Origin of the sequence: Curtobacterium sp. MCSS17_016 (assembly GCF_003234255.2) — a bacterium.
Taxonomy (GTDB): Bacteria; Actinomycetota; Actinomycetes; order Actinomycetales; family Microbacteriaceae; genus Curtobacterium; species Curtobacterium flaccumfaciens.
The window spans coordinates 2232219-2252346 of the sequence record NZ_CP126254.1 but is presented as its reverse complement, the minus strand read 5'-3'; the positions used below and the strand labels follow the sequence as shown (position 1 = coordinate 2252346).

Below are 20128 nucleotides of genomic sequence, written 5' to 3'. Positions count from 1 at the left end.
CATGGCGGGTCTCAGCGTGAGCGTCGTCTCGGCCGACCGTGAGGTCTGGTCGGGCGACACCACCATGGTCGTCGCACGGACGACAGAGGGCCAGATCGGCATCCTCGCCGGACACGAGCCGATGCTCGCGATCCTGGCGCAGGGTCAGGTCCGCATCACGCGGGCCGATGGGTCGACCGTCGCGGTCGACGCCGAGGACGGCTTCCTGTCGGTCGAGCACGACACGGTGACGATCGTCGCGCGGCAGGCCGCGCTGGCGTCCTGACCGGACTGACCGTCCTGCTCCCGCCTTCGGAGACGAAGCGGGAGGGTGGGGACACGAGCCGCACGCTCGATCTGCGTGCACTCTCGTTCCCGGAACTGGCCGATGAGCGGGCCGCGGTGATCACCGCGGCCCGCTTCGTCAGTTCCGAGGAGTCCTCGGCCAGGACGGCGCTCAAGCTCGGTCCGAAGTCGATCGCCGAGCGGCTCCGGAACCTCGAGCTCGACACCTCGGGCACCATGCCCGCGATCGAGCGGTACACCGGGGTCCTCTACGACCCGTTGGGCGCGCAGGACGCGGATGCGGCGACCCGTGCGTGGTGGGCGGAACACGTGATCGTGCAGTCCGCGATGTTCGGTCCGATCGGTGCCGGTGACCCGATCCCGGCGTACCGGCTCTCACACGACTCCCGGCTCGGCTCGATCCGGTTGGCCGCGCACTGGCCCGCGGTGTCGACCCGTTCCCTGCTGTCCCGTGCGGACGGCCTGGTGCTCGACCTGCGGTCCGAGGGGTACCGGCAGCTCGGTCCCGTGTCCGGAGCAGTGGCACCACGGGTGGTGAGCGTCGACGGCTCCGGTCGTCGTCGTGCGCTGAACCACTGGAACAAGACCGCGAAGGGTCGCCTGGTGGCGCTGCTCGCCCGCACCGGCGCGAGCATCGGCAGCATGGACGACCTGGTCGGTTGGGCGGCCGCGAACGGCGTGGTCGTCGAGCGCAACGAGGGTGGCTGGGACCTGGTCGCCGAGAGCCTGGAGCCCGTCGTCGCCTGAGCGGGTGCCGGGTCGGCTCGTCCTCCACAGGCGTGAGCGGGCTCGCTCCGGTCCACAGATGGTCGGGGCGACCCTGCCTGGAGGCTCCCAGCACGTTTCGATGGCGTGCATGATCCCTCTCATGGCACAGTCCGGCCCCGGCTCCGCAGTCCGTTTCCCTCGCGAGATCGCCGCGGCGGTCACCCTCCCCGCTGCGGCGGCCGCGCTGGTCGCGCCCGGTCGCGCCGACCTGTCGACGGCCGCTGCGACGGCCGTGGTGACCGCGTGCGGCGCACTCGCGCCCCGGATGGCCCTGGTGCCGTTCATCGCGGCGCAGGGCACGCCCGATCCCCGGTCGATCCGGGTGTTCGACCCCTTCGCGGACCCGACACCGCCGGCGCTCCACGGTTTCGGCCCGGCTCCCGATCGGGCCCGCGTGCGGCTCGCCGGTGACCGGTGTGCCGATGCGTGGCGCGTGTGGCGGGCGCAGGACGGCCCGTTCGACGGATCGTCGGGCGCTGCCGGCGCCCTGTCGCTCGGCGCCTGGTGTGCGTGGGCGCTCGGGTCGTGGGCCCGGGCGGAGACGCGTGCCCGGTACGCCCTCGAGACCCGCGCGGACGACCCGCTCGCGGGGCTCGTCCTGCGCTCGGTCGTCGCGGGCAGCGGGCCGTCGTGGGAGCGTCGATGACGTGGGCTCGACCGGATCGTCTACGGTGGGGGAGACCACACTGGGAGGGCTCCGGTTGTACGACGACGACATCGAGGACACCGTCATCCGGCGACCCCGACGATCGCTGGGCGACCGAACGGCGGACGCCGTCGACGACACCGTCATCCGGCGCGCAGGTCCCGTCGTCCCGGGAGCCGGTCCCGACTCCGACTCCGACCCCGGTTCCGACGACGGGGTCCTCGGTGACACGGTCATCCGGCCCGCGGCCGGGGCAACCGACCAGCCACCCGCAGCGGTGGATGACGTCGATCCGGAGGACACCGTCGTCCGGGTGCCGGCGCAACCCGGTGCCGGGCCGAGCCCGTTCCTGGGTGCCGCCCCGGGCCTCCCGGCCGTCCCGGCGGTGCCCGCCGCCCCCACGGCACGCGTGCCCTCGATCCGCATCGGCGACCGCACCTTCCGGCTCGACCACCCGGTGGTCATCGGGCGACGGCCGTCGCTGCCGCGGGTCACCCGTGGCCCGCAGCCCGAACTCGTGACCGTGCGGTCGACGTACGGGCAGGTGTCGTCGTCCCACGTCCGGATGCACGCCGAGGGCGAAGCCGTCGTCGTGCAGGACCTCCGGTCCACCAACGGGACCGTCGTCCGCCCGGCCGGGGCACCCGCCTACCGCATGGCGTCGGGTGCGTCGATCGTCGCGCTGACGGGTACGGTAGTCGAGATCGGTGACGGCAACGCCATCGAGGTCCTCTCGCCGTACCTCCGGGTCGCACCGACGGCAGAGGGGCTGCCTCCGGTTCCCCCGTGGCCCTCCGATCAGACAGCACACGGCACGCCCCGACCCACCAGAGAGCGATCCTGACACGTGACCGAACTCGGCCGAGCAGCCACTGCGCACGCCATCGATGTCCCCGGTGCCGACGGCGCCACCCTGACACTCTCGTGGGGAGCCGCGACCGACGTCGGTCGGCGGCGTGACCACAACGAGGACAGCTACATCGTGGGCGCGCCGTTCTTCGTCGTCGCCGACGGCATGGGCGGGCACCTCGCGGGCGACCGTGCCAGCGACGCGGTCGTGCGTCGGCTCGAGCAGGTGACGGCCGAACCGTTCACCACGCGTCAGGGCATCCAGCGTGCACTGCTCCTCGCGACCGCGGACATCGAGCGTGCAGCCGGCGGCAACGCCATCGGCGCGGGCACCACCGTCACCGGGATCGCGCTCGTGGCGTCGCTCGGACAGCCCGCGGCGCTCGTGTTCAACGTCGGCGACTCCCGCACCTACCGCATCGAGGACGGTGTGCTCCGCCGGGTCACCGTCGACCACTCGGTGGTGCAGGAGATGGTGGACGCCGGCCTGCTTCGTGCCGAGGACGCCGAGCAGCACCCGGACAGCAACGTCATCACGCGTGCGGTCGGCTTCGGCGAACCGCCGGCGCCGGACTGGTGGACCCTGCCCCTGCGGGCCGGCGACCGCTACATCGTCTGTTCCGACGGGCTCACCAAGGAGCTCGGCGACGCCGGGATCGCGCGCATCGCGGCACGTGAGCCGGGCGCGCAGGACCTGGCAGAGCGCCTCGTCGGCGACGCCGTCGTGGCCGGCGGTCGTGACAACGTGACCGTGGTGGTGCTGCAGGTCGATGCCGCACCGGACGACGGCGACCTCGAGGACACGCTGCCGCGCCACTAGCTGGCCCCCGAACTGGGGGAACACGTCGAGCTGTGGGGGATCGGCGTGCGGAATGTCGGTCACCCACGCTTCGTACAATGACATGGCCACGTCGAGAGAGCTGGCCGCTCGGCCGGGGGAGGAGAGGACCATGGCGAGACGCCTGCCGTCCAACCCGCCCGTGATCGGCGGTTTCAGTCCCGTGCACGTCCTCGGGTCCGGTGGCTTCGCCGACGTCTTCCTCTACGAGCAGGACATGCCCCGACGACAGGTCGCGGTGAAGGTGCTGCTGGACGAGGTCGTCGACGACCGCGTCCGGCAGATGTTCCAGGCCGAGGCCAACCTGATGGCCCGGCTCAGCACGCACCCGTCGATCCTCACCGTCCTCCAGGCCAGCGTCGCCGCCGACGGCCGGCCCTACCTGGTCATGGAGCTCTGCTCCTCGTCCCTCAGTGAGCGCTACCGCCGCGAACCGATCCCGGTGTCCGAGGTGCTGTCGATCGGCATCCGCATCGGGTCGGCGCTCGAGACCGCACACCGCGAGGGCGTGCTGCACCGCGACATCAAGCCGTCGAACATCCTGCTGACGGCCTACGGCAACCCCGTGCTCTCCGACTTCGGCATCGCCGCGACGATCGGGGGTACCGACCCCGACGAGCCGATCGGCATGTCGATCCCGTGGTCCGCGCCCGAGGTCCTGATCGACGAGTCGCGCGGCACGATCCAGTCCGAGGTGTACTCCCTCGCGGCGACCGTGTACTCGCTCCTCGCCGGGCGCAGCCCGTTCGAGATCCGCGGCGGCAAGAACGGTGCGAACGACCTGATGCACCGGATCGACAAGGGCGGCGTGAAGCCCACCGGTCGCACCGACGTGCCGCCCTCGCTGGAGCGCCTGCTCGCCTCGGCGCTGTCCCGCAAGCCGCAGGGACGCCCCGCGACGGTGATCGAACTCGTCCGCGGGTTCCAGCAGGTCGAGGCCGAGCTCGGCATCCCGCAGACGTCCGCCGACGTCGCGGTCGAGGCCTGGGCGATCTCGACGCCGACCCCGCACGGTGAGCGCACCGTGATCCGTGAGCTGCAGCCACCCACCCGGGTCGGCGGGCGTCGTCGGACCCGCCGTGCGGTGCAGGGTGGGGTCGTGGCCGGGGGTTCGCACAGCGTCGGCACCGTGCACCGCACCGGGTCCGTGACCCGTGCCCGGCGCCGAACCCGTTCGACCCTGGTCTGGGCGACGTCCCTCGCCGTCGTCGTGGTCGCCGCCCTCGCGATCGCCACGGTCGTCGTCGTCGGTCGGCTCGGCGCCGGGGCGATCCCGGTCGTGGCCGAGGTCCGAGCCGAGCCGTCGCCGCAGTCCGTGTCCTTCAGCTGGACCGACCCCGGGTTGCGCAGCGGCGACACCTACGTCATCTCGTCCAACGGGTCGTCGAGCCAGCAGACCGGCACGACGTTCGTCGTCTCGGGCGAGCGCGGCGACGAGGAGTGCATCGCCGTCGCCGTGAACCGCGACGGCAAGACGGGTGCCGCGAGCGCGCAGAAGTGCGCGACGATCGGGAGTGCCGGGTGATCCGCGCCCTCCTCGCGAAGCACCGCTCCGCCGCCGTGACGACCGGTGCCTCGGTGCTCGTCGCCGCCGTCGTCGCGACCACCGCCATCGTCTCCACCGGGTACCACACGCAACGCGTCGACCTCGGCGACGGCACGGTCTGGGTGCCCTCGGCCGAGTACGGCGCGGTCGGCCGGGCGAACACCGGCATCCTGCAACTCAACACCGCCGTCGAGACGGCCAGTGACGACCTGTCCGTGCTGCAGCGCGGCTACACCGTCTACAGCGTGGACGAGACGAAGGGCACGGTCGCCCGGGTCGACGTCGCCGACGCCACCGTGGGTGATGCGATCACGCTGCCGGCGGGGACGCCGCAGGTCTTCTTCGCGGGCGACACCGCGGTCATCGGCAACGCCGACACGGGCGAGCTCTGGGCGACCCCCGCGAACGACCTCGCCGAGTTCGACGCGTCGGCCAAGGCAGACCTGACCCTGGGCGCCGACACCGTCTTCGACGCCTCCGACGGCCACGTCGCGGTCTACTCCGCGAAGACCGGGACGGCGTCGCTGGTCGACGTCGGCACGACACTCACCGTCGCCGAACGGTGGAAGGTCGACATGGACCGGGGCGACGACTTCCAGGTCGCCACGTTCGACGGGCACCTCGCCGTGCTCGACCGCACGAGCGGTGCCCTGTCGGTCGACGGCCGCACCGTCGAACTCGGCGACCGGGTCGGGTCGTCGCCGGCCCTCCAGCGGTCCTCCGACAGCACGGCCCAGGTCACGGTCGCGGGCACGGCGGGCCTGGTCCGTGTCAGCGCCTCCGGCACCGTGGACGCCACCGCGCTCCAGGTGGCCGGACGAGCCGCGCGGCCCTACGTCGACGGCTCCTGCACGTACGCGGCGTGGGCGGGCGGGCAGGCGATCGACACGTGTGACGGCAACGCGCTGCAGCGGCTGGCGAGCACCGGCGGCACGAGCGAACTGCAGATCCTGCACAACGGAGACACCGTCGTCGCCAACGACCCGACGAGCGGCCGTTCCTGGGCGATCGACCGGAGCGGGCAGCTCATCGACAACTGGGCCGACCTGATCAAGCAGGACGACGAGCAGCAGCAGGAGCAGGTCTCCGACGACGACCCCGAGGTCGACAAGGACCAGAAGCCGCCGGTGGCGGTGGACGACGAACTGGGCGCTCGTCCGGGACGCACCACGAGCCTCCCGGTCCTGCTGAACGACTACGACCCGAACGGTGACCCGATCATCGTGAGCGAGGTCGGCACCATCTCGAAGTCCGCCGGCCGCGTCGCGATCGTCGGCGACGGTCAACGCCTGCAGGTCACGCTGTCGTCGCGCGCCACCGGGACCGTGACGTTCCCGTACACGATCACCGACGGCAACGGCGGATCGGACACCGCGACCGTCCGGATCAGCGTGCGCCCCGACAGTCAGAACGAGGCGCCGCGGCAGGTCCGTGACACCTCGGCCGACGTCGTCCAGAACGGGCACGTCGTCTCGAACGTCCTCGGCGACTGGGTCGACCCGGACGGCGACCCGGTGTACCTGGAGTCGGCGACCGCGTCGAACGGTGACCGGGTGTCCACCACACCGGACGGCCTGCTCGACTTCCGGAACGACAGCGGCCGGACCGGTGAGCGCTCCGTGCAGCTGGTCGTGAGCGACGGTCGCGCCGACGGTCGGGGTGCCGTGACGGTCCGGGTCGCCAAGCAGGGCACCGTCCCGCTGCGCGCCGATCCGTTCCCGGTGTCCGGGTACGCCGGCAAGGCCTTCACGGTCGAGCCGCTCGACCACGTGCGCGGTGGCAACGGCACCGTGACGCTGACGAGCGTGTCGTCGGCGTCCGGGCTCACCGTCACCCCGAGCTACGACGCCGGGACATTCCGGGTGCAGGGGGAGCGGGCGGGCGACCACCAGCTCGAGTACACGGTGACCGACGGCGTGAAGACCTCGAGCGGCATCGTCCGGGTGACCGTCCTCGCGCCACCGGACGCCTCGACGGCGCCGATCACCACGCCGAAGACGGTGTTCGTGAACACCCTGTCCACCAAGGACACGGACGTCACCGCGACCGACATCGACCCGGCGGGCGGCGTGCTGCTCGTGACGGGGCTCGACGGACCTCCACGGGGCAGCGGTGTGCAGGCGAGCATCCTCGACCAGCACACGGTCCGTGTCACGCTCACGGCGCCCCTCGACGGCCCGGTCTCGTTCGGGTACACGGAGACGAACGGCCTGGCGTCGTCACCCGGCACGATCACGGTCGTCGAGATCCCGAAGCCCGACCGCATCCAGCCACCGGTCGCCCAGCCGGACAGCGCCACCGTGCGTGTCGGCGACGTCGCGAACGTCGACGTGCTCGACAACGACACCCAGCCCGAGGGCGAGCCGTTGACGCTGCAGCCCGAACTGGTGCAGAACGTCCCCGGCGACGGCGGTCTGCTGTTCGTCTCCGGCGACCACCTGCGGTACCTCGCCCCGAAGACGCCGGGCAACTACACCGCCGTCTACCGGGTCGCCGGCCCGGACGGCCAGTACGCCGACGCCGCGGTGTCGATCTCGGTGCGCGAACGCGACGCCGCCACGAACAACCCGCCCGTCCCGCAGACCGTCACCGCGCGTGTCGTCGCCGGGTCATCGGTGCGTGTCAGCGTGCCGTTGAACGGGATCGACCCGGACGGCGACTCCGTCCAGCTGGTCGGCGTGGGCTCCAACCCCGACAAGGGGTCCGTCTCGGACGTCGCCTCGGACGCCCTGACCTACGAGGCGGGCGACTACTCGGCCGGCACCGACGAGTTCACCTACACCGTCGTCGACGCCCTCGGGGCCCGCGCCACCGGCACCGTGCGGGTCGGCATCGCTCCCCGCGCCGAGCAGGCCTCGAACCCCGTGGCCGAGGCCGACCACGTCACGATCCGCCCCGGTGGGTCGGTGACGGTGCGCGTCCTGCAGAACGACTCCGACCCCGAAGGCGGGCAGCTGACCGTCGCGCAGGCCGAGCCGACGGCAGAGGACGTCACCGCCAAGGTCCTCCGGAAGCAGCAGATCCGCGTCACGCCTCCGGAGTCGGCGAAGAGCGGTGACTTCGCGGTGCTCTACACCGTCGCGAACAGCAGCGGGGGGTCGAGCACGGCCTTCCTCACGGTGACCGTCGACCCCGACGCCCAGCCGCTCCGGCCCGAGGTCGACGACACGACCCTCGACCTGCAGGACATCCTGCACCGGCAGAGCGTGACCGTCGACGTGCTCGACAACGTCTTCTTCGCCGAGGGCACCGCGGCCGACCTCCGGGTCGGGGTCGTCCCCGGCTACGGCGACACCGCGACGCCCACCGACGACGGCCGCATCACCGTCCGGTTGACCGACGACTCGCAGGTGATCCCGTTCTCGGTCGCCCGGGCCGACCACCCGGACATCGTCTCCTACGGCTTCATCAACGTGCCGGGCTTCGACGACGCCCTGCCCCAGATCAACCGCAGCGCCGGTGCGGTCACGGTGAAGAGCGAGGCCACCGTCCGCATCCCGCTGCAGGACTTCGTCGTGACGGCGAACGGCGAGACCGCGAAGATCACCGACCGAGGCACGGTCAAGGCCACCCACGCCAACGGGCAGAGTCTGGTGGTGGACTCGTCGACGCTGCAGTTCACGTCGTCGAAGCTCTACTACGGCAAGGCGTCGATCTCGTTCGAGGTGACCGACGGCTCGTCGGCGAACGGCGGCAAGGGGCGCGTCGCCACGCTCGTGCTCCCGATCACGGTCACGCCCCGGTCGAACCAGCCGCCGGCGTTCACGGGCTCCTCGGTCGAGATGCAGCCGGGCGAGACGCGCAAGATCGACCTGACGAAGCTGACCGACTACCCGTACCCCCGGGACCTGCCCGAGCTCCGGTACTCGATCGTCGGCCGGCCCGCCGCGGGGACGACCGCCTCGATCGCGAAGCAGCAGCTCACGATCTCGGTCGCCGACACCGCGAAGAAGAACACCACCGCGTCGATCGGGATCGGTGTCGCGGACGACGCCAACACCGGTCGCGCCGGCACCGTCACCGTCGGCGTCGTCGCCTCCACCCGTCCGGTGGTCCAGCCCGGTGCGGACCGGTCGGTGACGAAGCGCGGGGCGACCACCACCATCGACGTGCTCACGAACGACCAGCCGACCAACCCGTTCCCGGGTGAGCGGTTGCGCGTCGTGAACATCCGCGGGCTGTCCGGCGGGCTGCCGAGCGGTGTCACCGTCACGCCGAGCGGTGACCGCACGCGCCTGCAGGTCTCGGTCGCCGACACTGCGAAGCCCGGCGACGCCCACCTGCAGTACCAGGTGGCGGATGCGACGAACGACCCCGACCGGTACGTCTGGGGCGACGTCACGATCTCGGTGCAGGACGTCCCGGACGCTCCGGGTGCACCCACCCGCACCGGCTCCTACGACGGCGGTCAGGTCACGCTGACGTGGTCGACCCCGCAGGGCAACAACTCGCCCATCACGGGCTACCGGGTCGTCGGGACAAACGGCGTCTCGAAGAACTGCGGGACCGCGACGGTGTGCACGCTGACCGGACTCGACCCGAAGGCGTCGTACCGGTTCCAGGTCGTGGCGACCAACGCGATCGGTGACTCGAAGCCTTCGTCCCGTTCGGGTCCGATGAGTGCGGACTTCGTGCCGGCGCCCCCGAAGGGCATCACGGTCACGCCGAGCAAGGCGACACCGAACCAGCTCGACGTCAAGTGGGGCAAGGTGTCCGCGCCGAACAACGGCAGCGCGGTCGACGACTACATCGTCACGATCGAGGGCCCCGGCCTGTCGACCACGCGGCACACCGGCACCGCCACGAACACCTCGTTCACCGGCGCCCAGAGCGCTGCCCAGTACAAGGTCACCGTGTCCGCTCGCAACGACGCCGACCGCAACGGCACCGTCGTGCAGTGGAACTCCGCGTCCGCCACCGGCAGTGCCGTCGGGACACCGGGCGTCCCGACGCTGAACGCGTCGCGCGACGTGTCGCCCGGGCGGACCAACGTGTCGCTCAGTGCGGCCGAGAACGACTGGGCCGGGGGCGGTCGAACGCTCACGATCGTGCGGTACCCGCCCGGGGTGAACATTCCGAGCGGTTGCTCGACCACCGGCTCGGACAAGCGCTGGGACGGCGGGAGCGCCAACGACACGCTGAACTCGAACGGCAACTTCCAGTACGTCGCGCTTGCCGACAACGGTCTGTTCTGCACGCCGAGCCGTGCGGCGTCCGTGCAGGGGTACTCCGCTCCGGGGACCGCGTCGGCCGACATCGGCGTCGAGCGGTTCAGCGAGGACGACGGCACGTACGCGATCCGCATCCGGAACCCGCGCGCCCAGCCGAGCCCCAACGGATCGATCGACCACTACGCCTACTCGGTCAACGGCGGCGGCCTCGTGTCCTTCGGCGGGAACGGCTCCTGGGTCACCGGTGCCGCGTTCGGCTCGACGGTGAGCGTGACCGTGGTGGCCTGCGCGGACAGCACGTCCAACTTCTGCGGGGACGGCTCCACGGTGGGCGGGCTGCGCCCGGTGCAGACCCGTGCCACGCTGCCGGACTCCGTGACGGCCGGGACACAACTGACGGTGACTGCGCCTCCGCAGAACGCCGGGCTCCAGCCGACCGGATACCGGGTCGTCTTCTGCGCCTCGCGGTACTACCAGCTCTGCGGAGAGGGCACGGTCTACGCGCCGGACGCCCTGCCGACGGTCGAGGACACACCGCTCTCGCGGTACGTGTACGTCGCGGCGATCGTCGACGGCCACGAGGACCCGAACCCGCCGAGCGCGTCGATCGATGCGGCACCCGAATCCGAGCAGCCCGCCCCCGAGCAGCCCGCCCCGGAACCCGCTCCAGGCGGCTGACGCCCGCCGGACCTGCCCCGACCCTCCCGCCGCCGCACACCTCCCGCCACGACCGAAGGACCACCCCGCATGAGCATGACCCCGGAGCAGGCCACCTGGTTCGCCGACGTCGCAGGCCGCATCGTGACCAACGTCGAGCAGGTGCTCCTCGGGAAGACGTTCGTGATCCGCCTCGCGGTCACGGCGATGCTCAGCGAGGGGCACCTGCTCCTCGAGGACGTCCCCGGAACGGGCAAGACGAGCCTCGCCCGGGCAATGGCGCAGAGCGTGCAGGGCACCACGAACCGCATCCAGTTCACCCCCGACCTGCTGCCGGGCGACATCACCGGCATCAGCGTCTACGACCAGCGGACGCAGGAGTTCGACTTCCACCGCGGGCCGGTCTTCGCGAACATCGTGCTCGCCGACGAGATCAACCGTGCGAGCCCGAAGACGCAGTCCGCGCTGCTCGAAGCGATGGAGGAGTCCGCGATCACGGTCGACGGCGTCAACCACCGTCTCGCCGCGCCGTTCATGGTCATCGCGACCCAGAACCCGATCGAGCAGGCCGGCACCTACCGTCTGCCCGAGGCGCAGCTCGACCGCTTCCTCATGAAGACGTCCATCGGCTACCCCGACCACGCCGCGACGGTGAAGATCCTCGAGACCTCGTCGGCTCCGTCGGCGTCGGTCCCGCTGGCGAGCGTCGTGCCCGCCGCGACCATCACCGAGATGGCCGCCCTGGCGCGCACCGTGCACGTCGACGCCGTGATCGCCGACTACGTCGCCCGTCTGGTGGACGCGACCCGCTCGGCGAGCGAGGTCCGGCTCGGCGTCAGTGTCCGTGGGGCGATGGGCCTGATCCGTGCCTCCCGTGTCCTCGCGGCGCTGAGCGGTCGCCACTACGTCACGCCGGACGACGTGAAGGCACTGGCCGTCCCGGTCCTCGCGCACCGCCTGGTGCTCGACGCCGAGGCCGAGTTCGACGGCGTCAGCGCGCCGAGCGTCATCGCGCAGCTCCTGGTGGAGACCCCGCCGCCTGCCGACCGAGTCACGACGTGACGGACCGCCGGCCCGTCTCCACGCGCTCGCGCCGTCCGTCCTCGACGCGGTCGCGTCGTGGCACGACGGCGTACGAGCGCACGGGGACGGTCACCGGCATGACCAACGTGCGGACGCGCATCGTCGGTGACCGCGAGGGCGTCGCAGCGGATGCGGTCATCGGGATCGTCCGGCTCTGGGCAACGGCCTGGAGGCTCGTCCTGCGTCTCTGGGGCGAGGTTTCCTCCGTCGTCACGGGGCTCGGGTGGACGGTCGCCGCCCTGACGCTCGTCGCGTTCGTGACCGGCTACCGGTTCGGCCTGCGGGAGATCGTCGTCGTCGGGTTCGCCGGCGCCGTGCTCGCGGTGGTCGCCGCGGTGGCGTTGATCGGCCGGTCGCGGCTGGCGATCCGGATGCGGCTGCCGCAGCACCGTGTGGCGGTCGGCGACGACGCCGGCGTGATCATCACGGCCGAGAATCCCACGCGTCTGCCGTCGGTGCCGACCACCGTCGAGGTCCCGGTCGGATCCGGCCTCGTCGACGTCGCCATCCCGGCCATCGGGCCGCACGGCACCTTCGAGCGGGAGGTCCCCGTCTCGACGCTCCGCCGCGGGGTGCTCGACGTCGGTCCCGTGACGGGCGTCCGCGCCGACCCGGTGGGACTCGTGCGCCGCGAGCTCGTCTGGACCGCCCGTGAGCAGGTCATCGTGCACCCGCGCACCATCGCGATCCCGTCGACGAGCACCGGCCTGGTGCGCGACCTCGAGGGGCAGGCGACGACGGACCTGTCACCCGCGGACATCGCCTTCCACGCCATCCGCGAGTACATGCCCGGCGACGACCCGCGCACCATCCACTGGAAGTCGACCGCCAAGTCCGGCGCGCTCATGGTCCGGCAGTTCGAGGACACCCGTCGCTCGCACCTCGTCGTCGCGCTCGGCATCGCCCGCGGTGAGTTCGCCGACGACGAGGAGTTCGAGCTCGCGGTCAGCGCGGCCGCGTCCCTCGGCGCGCGGGCGATCCGCGACGGCCGTGAGGTCTCGGTCGTGGTGTCGCAGCGCACGCCCGAGTTCGCGAAGCGTGCCGTGTACGCCGTGCGGACGCTCCCCACCGTCACGCCGACGCGCCTGCTCGACGACTTCGCCTCGGTCGGCCTCGCTGACGCGTGCCTGCCGATCGCCGAGGTCTCCCGGATCGTCGGCAGCGACACCGAGGGCATCTCCGTCGCGTTCCTCGTGGTGGGGTCGACCGTCGGCCTACCCGCGCTCCGACTCGCCGCCACGCGGTTCCCCGTCGGGGTAGAGGTCGTCGCGGTGATCTGCGAGCCCGAGGCCCAGCCGCGGTTCCTGCGCGTCGCGGGTCTGACGGTGATGACCATCGGCTACCTGGACGACCTCCGGCACGCTCTGCACCGATCGGCCTCGGCAGCATGAGCGCCGCACCCGTGACCACCCCGGCCGGGGCACCGGACCGGGCGAGGCGCTCGACCCGGCGGTCCGACCGTCGCGACGCACGGCGGCTCGTGCCGTTCCGGCTCGCCGGCGGCACGCTGGCGGTCTGGCTGTTGCTGGCCGTCGCGAGCACGTCCTGGTGGCCGGTGTACCGGGACGGCGCGATGATCACCGCCGCCGTCACGGCGATCGTCATCGGGACGGTCGTCGCGCTCCTCGGCACCCTGTTCCGGCTCCCGATGGCCGTCGTGGCGGTCGCGACCGTCGCCGCCTTCACGCTCACGGGCGTCCCCGCCGCCGTGCCGAGCCAAGCGAACGGCCTGCTGCCCACCGGACGCGGCCTCCTCGACCTCTTCGCCGGCGTCGCCCTCGGTTGGAAGCAGCTGGTGACCATCAGCCTGCCGGTGGGCTCCTACGAGGCGCTCCTCGTGCCGTACTTCGTGACGTTGCTCGTGGCCACGGTGACCGCCGTGAGCGTGGCGACCCGCGCCTCCAGGCAGGAACTCGCGAGCATCCCGGCACTGGTGCTCTTCGCGGTGGGGGTGGTCGTCGGGCCGAGCCGGCTCGACACGTCGATCGTGACGGCGGTCGTCCTGGTGGGCCTCGCCCTCGTCTGGGCGCTGACCGTGCGGCACGCGCGTCGCGCCGTCGCGGTGGCGACCACCATCGGTGCACGCGTGCCGGTCGCGCGGTCGATCGTCCGCCCCGCCCTCGTGGGAACCGGCACCATCGTGGCCGCGGCGGTCGTCGCGACCGGACTCGGCCTGGTGGCACCTCCGTCGGGTGAGCGCACCGTCGCACGCACCGACGTCGTGAAGCCCTTCGACCCACGCGACTACGTCAGTCCGCTCAGCGGGTTCCGCGCCTACGAGGAGTCCACCGCCTCGGACGCGACCCAGTTCCGGGTGACCGGTCTGCCCGAGGGCGGGTTCGTCCGCATCGCGACGCTCGACACTTACGACGGCGTCGTCTACCGCGTCGGCGGGACCGATGGCTCCGCCGGCTCGGGCACCTTCGAACGGGTACCGACCGCGGTCGACGTCCGTGGAGTCCGGGGCACCACGGTCGACGTCGGCGTGACGGTCGACGGGTACCGCGGTGTGTGGCTGCCGACGGTCGGTGACCTGGAGCGCGTGGAGTTCACCGGGCAGGACGCCGACGACGAGCGCGGCGCCTTCTTCTACAACGGGTCGACCGGCACCGGCGCCGTGGTCGGCGGAGTGGGAGACGGCACGTCCTACGACCTGACGGCGGTGCTGCCCGACCAGCCGACGGAACGGCAGCTGGCCACCGCGCGCCCGGGGAGCGCCGCCGTGCCCACCGCACGGGACGTCCCCGACGCCGTGCGCGACACCGTGGAGTCCGCGACGAAGGACGTGTCGGCACCCGGTGCGAAGCTCCTCGCCGCGGTGCAGTCGCTGCAGCGGAACGGGTACGTCAGCCACGGTGTCGGCGACGACCGGATGAGTCGGTCCGGTCACGGTGCCGACCGTGTCCAGGAGCTCCTCACCGCACCCCTGATGATCGGGGACCAGGAGCAGTACGCCGCGGCGGCCGCACTGATGGCGGACGAGATCGGGTTCCCGGCACGGGTCGTGATGGGCTTCACGGCCGGGGGAGACTCGGGCCGCGACGGCACCGCAGCGCGTGGCGGGACGACGACCTTCCGTGGGTCCGACGTCACGGCCCGCATCGAGGTGGACACCGCGCAGTGGGGATGGGTGATGCTCAACCCCAACCCCGAGGTGCGCGAGATCCCGAACGAGCAGCAGCAGACCCCGCAGCCGGTCACCCGACCCGAGACGGTGGTGCCGCCGCCCCCGGTCGACCGGCAGGACCAGGACCAGCAGACGCCCCCCGAGAGCGACCGGAACACGCCGCCGGTGCAGCCGCTCTGGCTCCAGATCCTGCTCGCGGTGCTGCCCTGGGCCCTCGGGACCCTCGGCGTGGTCGCGCTCGTCCTGCTGCCGTTCGCCGTCATCGTGCTGCTGAAGCGACTGCGGCGCCGCCGACGACGGAACGCCACCACGCCGCGCGGCCGCATCGTCGGCGCCTGGGACGAGTACCGCGACGCACTGCTCGACCGCGGGCACGACGTGCGGCAGGCAGCAACCCGACGCGAAGCCGTGGTCGGTGCACCGGGCGACGGTGGCACCGGACTCGCCGCGCTGGCCGACCGTGCGGTGTTCGGTCCGAGTGACGCCGACCAGACCACCGCCGACCGCATGTGGGCGGCGACCGACGACGCGATCGGTTCGCTCCGGACAGGGCGGACCAGGCGGGAGCGGTTCCGCACCGCCGTCTCGCTCCGGTCCCTGCGGGGAACGGGACGCCGTCCGACGGCACGGTCCCGTCGGCGGACCGGCGGCCAGGCTGCGTCGGGGCGCGGCGACTACGATGTCCAGAGGCCGGACGAGCGTCGTGGACGGCCGAGTGAGGACAGAGGCACCACGTGATCAGATGCGAACACTGCGGATCGATGCTCCCGGACGGAGCGATCTTCTGCGGTGAGTGCGGTCGCGCGGTCACCGCCGCCGCGAGCCGTCGCCCGGTCGCGCCGACCCCCGTCGAACAGGCGCCGCCGCCACCGTTGCAGCAGCCCGACGCACACGGCCGACGGTCCGACCCGGCTTCCGACGCCTGGTTGCCCGAAGCCACGCTCGATCCCGCCACCCGTGCCTGGCTCACCGGTGCCGACCGTCGCGGGACCGAACCGCCGGCACCCGTGCCGGTGCAGCGTCCTGACGACTTCGCGCCGCGCCAGGCCCCCTCCCATGTGCACGGTGCCGGCTCCGGGCTCGAGGACTGGTCGGGTGCGCCGGGCGAGTCCGAGCCTCCCCTCGACCCCGACGCATACCCGTCCGAACCCCTCGATGCGGACGACCCCGAACGCACGCGGATCGCCCCGGCTCCCGGTCGCCCCGAGACACCCGAGGACCCGATCCGCGATGCTCCGTCGTCGGTGTCGGACCAGGCGGTGCGACAGCCCGTCGAGTCCCAGCCCGTCGAGCCCCAGCCCGTCGAGCCGCCGCCCGCTGTCGAGCCCTCCGTTCCGGTGTGGGCGCCGCCCGCTGCCACCGCACCCCCGGCGGCACCCGCCGGTCCGTCCTGGTGGGTCGGTCGCGGTACCCCGGCTGCCGAGGCGCCGGCCGATCCGGTCGTCCCGCCGATGCCGGGAGCACCCGCCGAACCTGCTGGCGAGCATGACGCTGCGGCTCCTGCGCCCGACGAACACGGCGCACAGGAACCCCAGAACGCACAGGATGCCCAGGAACCCCGGGACGCACAGGGTGCCCGGGACGCCTCCGAGCCGGAGCCCGACGAAACGATCGTGGCGGCGTCGGAGACCAGCGCCACCGACGACCAGCCGGCCGTCGTGTCGCCCCCGCAGCCCGGGGACACGGCCGTGGTCGAGCCACTGATCGACCGTCGACCGCCCCGTCCGGCCCCGCTCGTCACCCCGGGCATGCACGAGACGACCATCTGCCACGTCTGCGGCAACCGGCTCGAACCCGACGACATCTTCTGCGGCGAGTGCGGAGCCGTCCGTCCGGCGGTCACCGCGGCCTTCACCGGCCCGGTCATGCCGCTGCCGATGACCCGACCCGACTGGGCAGCCGAGGAGTCCGACGGGCCGCAGGCCGCCGACGCGGGCAATGCTGCGGACGAGCCGGACGTGCTGGACGAGCCCGACGCGGATCCGGCCGTGCCCGCGGGTCCGAACGGGTCCGACGAGCGCGCTGCAGGCGACGATCCGGACGACGAGATCCCGGTGGACGACGAGTCCCTCCGCGCCGAGGTCGAGCAGTCCGATGCCGGCCGACGTCCCCGCGGGGCGCACGCTGTCCCGGTGACCGAGCCTGATCCGCCGACCGAGGCGTCCGCCGTGCCGCGCACGCCGATCCCGCCGGTGCCCGGTTCCGCCACCGTCCCCTCCTCGGTACCGTCCGCCGACACCGCGGGCGTGCCTTCCGCTGCACCGCTGCCCCCGATCCCGGGAGCGACCGGACCCGCGCTGCCGCTCCCGCCCGTCGACCGGTCGGAGTCGCCCGCAGCGGCCGACGCGCTCGACGACCTCGACGAGGACGTCGACGAGACCCGCATCGTCGCGAAGACCCCGACGCGGGCACCGTTCGTGCTGCACTTCAGCACGGGTGAGCGGCTCGGCGTCCACGGCACGGGCCTGCTCGGCCGACTGCCGCGACCGCAGCCGGGGGAGCGCTACGACGACCTGCTGACCGTGCACGACCCGGGCAAGTCCGTGTCGAAGACGCACCTCGAGCTCGGCCGCGACGGCGACGACCTGTGGGTCTCCGACCGGTTCTCCGGCAACGGCACGGTCGTCCGGCACATCGACGGATCGATCCGCCGCTGCGAGCCCGGTCGTCGGTACCGCGTCGAGCGTGGTGCCCGCGTCGACATCGGTGAGCAGTTCTTCCTGGTGCAGTAGGCGACTTCTCCACAGATCGGGTCCCGGGCCAGCGCTGAGCTGCTCGTTCCTGGTGCGATGGGGTCATGTCCCGGTTCACCGCACGTTGCGTGATCGTGGGGGCCGCGGTCGCGCTCGTCGTGGCCGGGGTCCTCGCGCCGATCAGCGGCGCGGGGCAGGGCGTCCTGCTCGGCGCGGGTGCGTGCTGCGCGCTGGTCGACGTGGTGCTGCACCGTTCGGCCTCGCCAGACCCGGTCGCGGTCGTCGCTCCGCGCGGACCTGACCAGCCCGCCGAGCCCGGACCGCTCGGTGCGCCGGAAACGCTGACGGGCACCGTTCCCGGGGACGGCGACGGCACGCCGGCACTCGTCCTCGGGCACGGTCCGGGCGACCGTGTGCTCCGGGTCGACGCCGTGTCCCACGTCGTGGTCGTCGGTGCCGGAGCACTCGCCGTCGCGGTGTTCCGCGGGCTCGCCGAGCAGCTCCGAGCCGCTGCCGTCCACACCGACGAGGACCTGCGCTGGGCCGCTGCTCCCGAGGTCCTCGACGCCGTGGGGACCAGCAGCGCCGATCCAGCCCCGAGCGCCCGGTCAGCGAGCATCCGGGCAGCGAGCAGCCTGTCAGTGCACGCCCTGCCATGGGGGACCTCGGTCGTGGTGCGGATGGGGGCCGACGGCCGACCGCACGGGTCCGTGGTGCTCGTGGCCGGACTCGGATCGGCGCCTCGTCAGCGGGACGTCACCGTCGAGGTCTCGCGGTACGGCTGCTCCGTTCGTCGACCCGACGACCACGCGGTCGTCCGGGTGTCCCCGGCGCTGCCGGTCCTCGTCCCCGACCCCGTGAGCGCCGATCGATGACCACCGCCGACTCTTGACCAGCGCTGACCCTTGACCAGCGCCGACCAACGATCAGCGCAACCCGGCGCCGACCCGCACCGCGCCGACGGGCACGCCACCACCGAGCACCCGCTCACCCGTCGCCTCGAGCACCTCGGCCACCCCGTCCGGCGCCACGAGCCCGTTCCGCTCGAGCAGCGCCAGGGCCGCCAGGGTGCCGGCCCGCTGCGAGCCGTCGAGCACCTTCACGGCCACGGCCGCGCCTCCGGGCAACCCCATGACCATCACGCCCTCGGCACCGAGCTTCGCCAGCACCTGCAATCGCTCGATGGTGACCGTGTTCGCGCGTCCGACGCCGTCGATCGCCCACGGGTGCGCCAGGACCGCGTCGGTCAGCGCGGCGGAGTCGTCGTCGGCCCGTGCCACCACACCGGCGAACCCGCGTGCCAACCCCGTCAGGGTGAGCGGGAACACGGGGGCACCGCAGCCGTCCGTGCCGACCAGGTCGACGGTCTCGTGCGTGTACTCCTCGACGACGGAACGCACCCGCTGCTGCAGCGGGTGCTCGATGTCGAGGTACGTGGCTTCGTCCCACCCGTTCACCCGGCAGGCCGCGAGCATGCCGGCGTGCTTGCCGGAGCAGTTCATCGCCAGGCGGCGGGGGCCGTCCATCGTCCGGGCGGTCCCGCGGTCGAAGGGCATGTCGGGCGGGCAGCCGAGGTCGGATTCGACGTGGTCGAAGGACTCGAGCATGTGCAGGGCGAGCGCCTGGTGCGCCGCGGTGCCGGCGTGACTCGCGGTGGTGAGGACGAGTTCCTCGTCGGAGAACAGCGCACCGGCACGTCGGACGGCCAGGGCCTGGAACGGCTTCATGGTGGAACGCGGGTAGATGCTCGCGGTCACGTCGCCGACGGAGTCGATCACGGTGCCGCTCGCGTCGACGACGACTCCGGCGCCGACGTGCCGGCTCTCGTCGAACCCTGAGCGTTCGAGCACCGCCAGCTCGACGGAACCGTCGGCGGTGAGAGGATGGCGATCACTGCGGACTTCGGGGCTCTCCGTCATGCCGCCATGCTAGCCAAGGCGAAGGGGCGCACCCGTGCACGACCACTCCTACGAGGTCTCCGTCAGCTGGACCGGCGACCGCGGGACCGGCACCTCCGGGTACCGCGACTACGGACGCGAACACGTGGTCTCGGCGACCGGCAAGCCCGACGTCCCCGGCTCCGCCGACCCGACGTTCCGCGGGGACCGTGACCGCTGGAACCCCGAGGAGATGGTGGTCGCGGCGCTGGCCCAGTGCCACATGCTCAGCTACCTGCACGTCGCGGTGACGAAGGGCTTCACCGTCGTCGACTACCAGGACACCGCGACCGCGTCGCTCCGCCTGAACCGCGACGGTTCGGGTGAACTGACCGAGGCGACCCTGCACCCGGTCGTCACCATCCTCGAAGCCGACCGGGCCGCGGACGCCGAAGCCGCACACGTCACCGCGAACGAGCTCTGCTTCATCGCGCGGTCCGTGGCGTTCCCGGTGCACCACGAGCCGCAGCTGGTCGTCCGACCTGCGTCATTGGCAGGGGACTCTTCGACAGGTGGGGCAGACTAGGT

14 protein-coding genes are annotated in these 20128 nt (G+C 72.5%); 13 read left to right on the top strand and 1 reads right to left on the bottom strand.

From position 1 onward, the window contains the following. The first annotated feature begins 1 nt into the window (after position 1). The 12 genes from DEJ19_RS10655 to DEJ19_RS10600 all read left to right on the top strand — a co-directional run bounded on the left by DEJ19_RS10655 (position 2) and on the right by DEJ19_RS10600 (position 18538). Complete coding sequence (locus DEJ19_RS10655) at positions 2-265, top strand: F0F1 ATP synthase subunit epsilon (protein ID WP_027465776.1); 264 nt, start codon at positions 2-4, stop codon at positions 263-265. Further along, positions 262-1032 carry a YaaA family protein gene (locus DEJ19_RS10650; protein ID WP_349775282.1) on the top strand — a complete coding sequence of 257 codons (771 nt, stop codon included), beginning with the start codon at positions 262-264 and terminating at the stop codon, positions 1030-1032. The genes DEJ19_RS10655 and DEJ19_RS10650 overlap by 4 nt, the downstream gene beginning before the upstream one ends. 121 nt (positions 1033-1153) lie before the next feature. Beyond that, positions 1154-1699 (top strand): hypothetical protein, encoded by a 546-nt coding sequence (locus DEJ19_RS10645; RefSeq protein ID WP_111234088.1) that lies wholly within the window; start codon positions 1154-1156, stop codon positions 1697-1699. A gap of 25 nt (positions 1700-1724) precedes the next feature. Beyond that, positions 1725-2543, top strand: a complete 819-nt coding sequence (locus tag DEJ19_RS10640) for an FHA domain-containing protein (RefSeq protein ID WP_181441624.1) — start codon at positions 1725-1727, stop codon at positions 2541-2543. A gap of 3 nt (positions 2544-2546) precedes the next feature. Continuing rightward, the gene (locus tag DEJ19_RS10635) at positions 2547-3368 is read left to right on the top strand and encodes a PP2C family protein-serine/threonine phosphatase (RefSeq protein WP_017885739.1); all 822 of its coding nucleotides are present in this window, start codon (positions 2547-2549) and stop codon (positions 3366-3368) included. A gap of 130 nt (positions 3369-3498) precedes the next feature. After that, positions 3499-4911, top strand: coding sequence for a serine/threonine-protein kinase (locus tag DEJ19_RS10630; protein ID WP_111029234.1), 1413 nt, complete (start codon positions 3499-3501; stop codon positions 4909-4911). Continuing rightward, the gene (locus DEJ19_RS10625; RefSeq protein WP_111234087.1) at positions 4908-10781 is read left to right on the top strand and encodes an Ig-like domain-containing protein; all 5874 of its coding nucleotides are present in this window, start codon (positions 4908-4910) and stop codon (positions 10779-10781) included. Before DEJ19_RS10630 ends, DEJ19_RS10625 begins: the two co-directional genes overlap by 4 nt. A gap of 69 nt (positions 10782-10850) precedes the next feature. Beyond that, positions 10851-11822 carry an AAA family ATPase gene (locus DEJ19_RS10620; protein ID WP_027465773.1) on the top strand — a complete coding sequence of 324 codons (972 nt, stop codon included), beginning with the start codon at positions 10851-10853 and terminating at the stop codon, positions 11820-11822. Positions 11823-11920: 98 nt separating this feature from the next. Then, on the top strand, positions 11921-13234 hold the full coding sequence (locus DEJ19_RS10615) for a DUF58 domain-containing protein (RefSeq protein ID WP_258377379.1): 1314 nt from the start codon (positions 11921-11923) through the stop codon (positions 13232-13234). Continuing rightward, complete coding sequence (locus DEJ19_RS10610) at positions 13231-15708, top strand: TgpA N-terminal domain-containing protein (protein WP_111233009.1); 2478 nt, start codon at positions 13231-13233, stop codon at positions 15706-15708. The genes DEJ19_RS10615 and DEJ19_RS10610 overlap by 4 nt, the downstream gene beginning before the upstream one ends. After that, positions 15705-17702, top strand: coding sequence for a zinc-ribbon domain-containing protein (locus tag DEJ19_RS10605; protein WP_111233008.1), 1998 nt, complete (start codon positions 15705-15707; stop codon positions 17700-17702). The genes DEJ19_RS10610 and DEJ19_RS10605 overlap by 4 nt, the downstream gene beginning before the upstream one ends. Before the next feature lie 65 nt (positions 17703-17767). Then, positions 17768-18538 carry a hypothetical protein gene (locus DEJ19_RS10600; protein ID WP_111233007.1) on the top strand — a complete coding sequence of 257 codons (771 nt, stop codon included), beginning with the start codon at positions 17768-17770 and terminating at the stop codon, positions 18536-18538. A gap of 51 nt (positions 18539-18589) precedes the next feature. Here DEJ19_RS10600 and DEJ19_RS10595 read toward each other — a convergent pair whose 3' ends face one another. Then, the gene (locus DEJ19_RS10595) at positions 18590-19582 is read right to left on the bottom strand and encodes an asparaginase (protein ID WP_111233006.1); all 993 of its coding nucleotides are present in this window, start codon (positions 19580-19582) and stop codon (positions 18590-18592) included. 34 nt (positions 19583-19616) lie between these two features. On the opposite strand from DEJ19_RS10595, the gene DEJ19_RS10590 reads away from it, so the two are divergent. Next, positions 19617-20126: an OsmC family protein gene (locus DEJ19_RS10590; RefSeq protein ID WP_111053976.1), complete on the top strand. Its 510-nt coding sequence runs from the start codon at positions 19617-19619 to the stop codon at positions 20124-20126. The last annotated feature ends 2 nt before the right edge of the window (positions 20127-20128 follow it).

What these genes read in the sequence shown, in the direction of transcription:
- DEJ19_RS10610 (WP_111233009.1), top strand. Translation starts at nt 13,231, where the DNA reads ATGAGCGCCGCACCCGTGACCACCCCGGCCGGGGCACCGGACCGGGCG.
- DEJ19_RS10645 (WP_111234088.1), top strand. Translation starts at nt 1,154, where the DNA reads ATGGCACAGTCCGGCCCCGGCTCCGCAGTCCGTTTCCCTCGCGAGATC.
- DEJ19_RS10630 (WP_111029234.1), top strand. Translation starts at nt 3,499, where the DNA reads ATGGCGAGACGCCTGCCGTCCAACCCGCCCGTGATCGGCGGTTTCAGT.
- DEJ19_RS10655 (WP_027465776.1), top strand. Translation starts at nt 2, where the DNA reads ATGGCGGGTCTCAGCGTGAGCGTCGTCTCGGCCGACCGTGAGGTCTGG.
- DEJ19_RS10620 (WP_027465773.1), top strand. Translation starts at nt 10,851, where the DNA reads ATGAGCATGACCCCGGAGCAGGCCACCTGGTTCGCCGACGTCGCAGGC.
- DEJ19_RS10615 (WP_258377379.1), top strand. Translation starts at nt 11,921, where the DNA reads ATGACCAACGTGCGGACGCGCATCGTCGGTGACCGCGAGGGCGTCGCA.
- DEJ19_RS10600 (WP_111233007.1), top strand. Translation starts at nt 17,768, where the DNA reads ATGTCCCGGTTCACCGCACGTTGCGTGATCGTGGGGGCCGCGGTCGCG.
- DEJ19_RS10595 (WP_111233006.1), bottom strand. Translation starts at nt 19,582, where the DNA reads ATGACGGAGAGCCCCGAAGTCCGCAGTGATCGCCATCCTCTCACCGCC.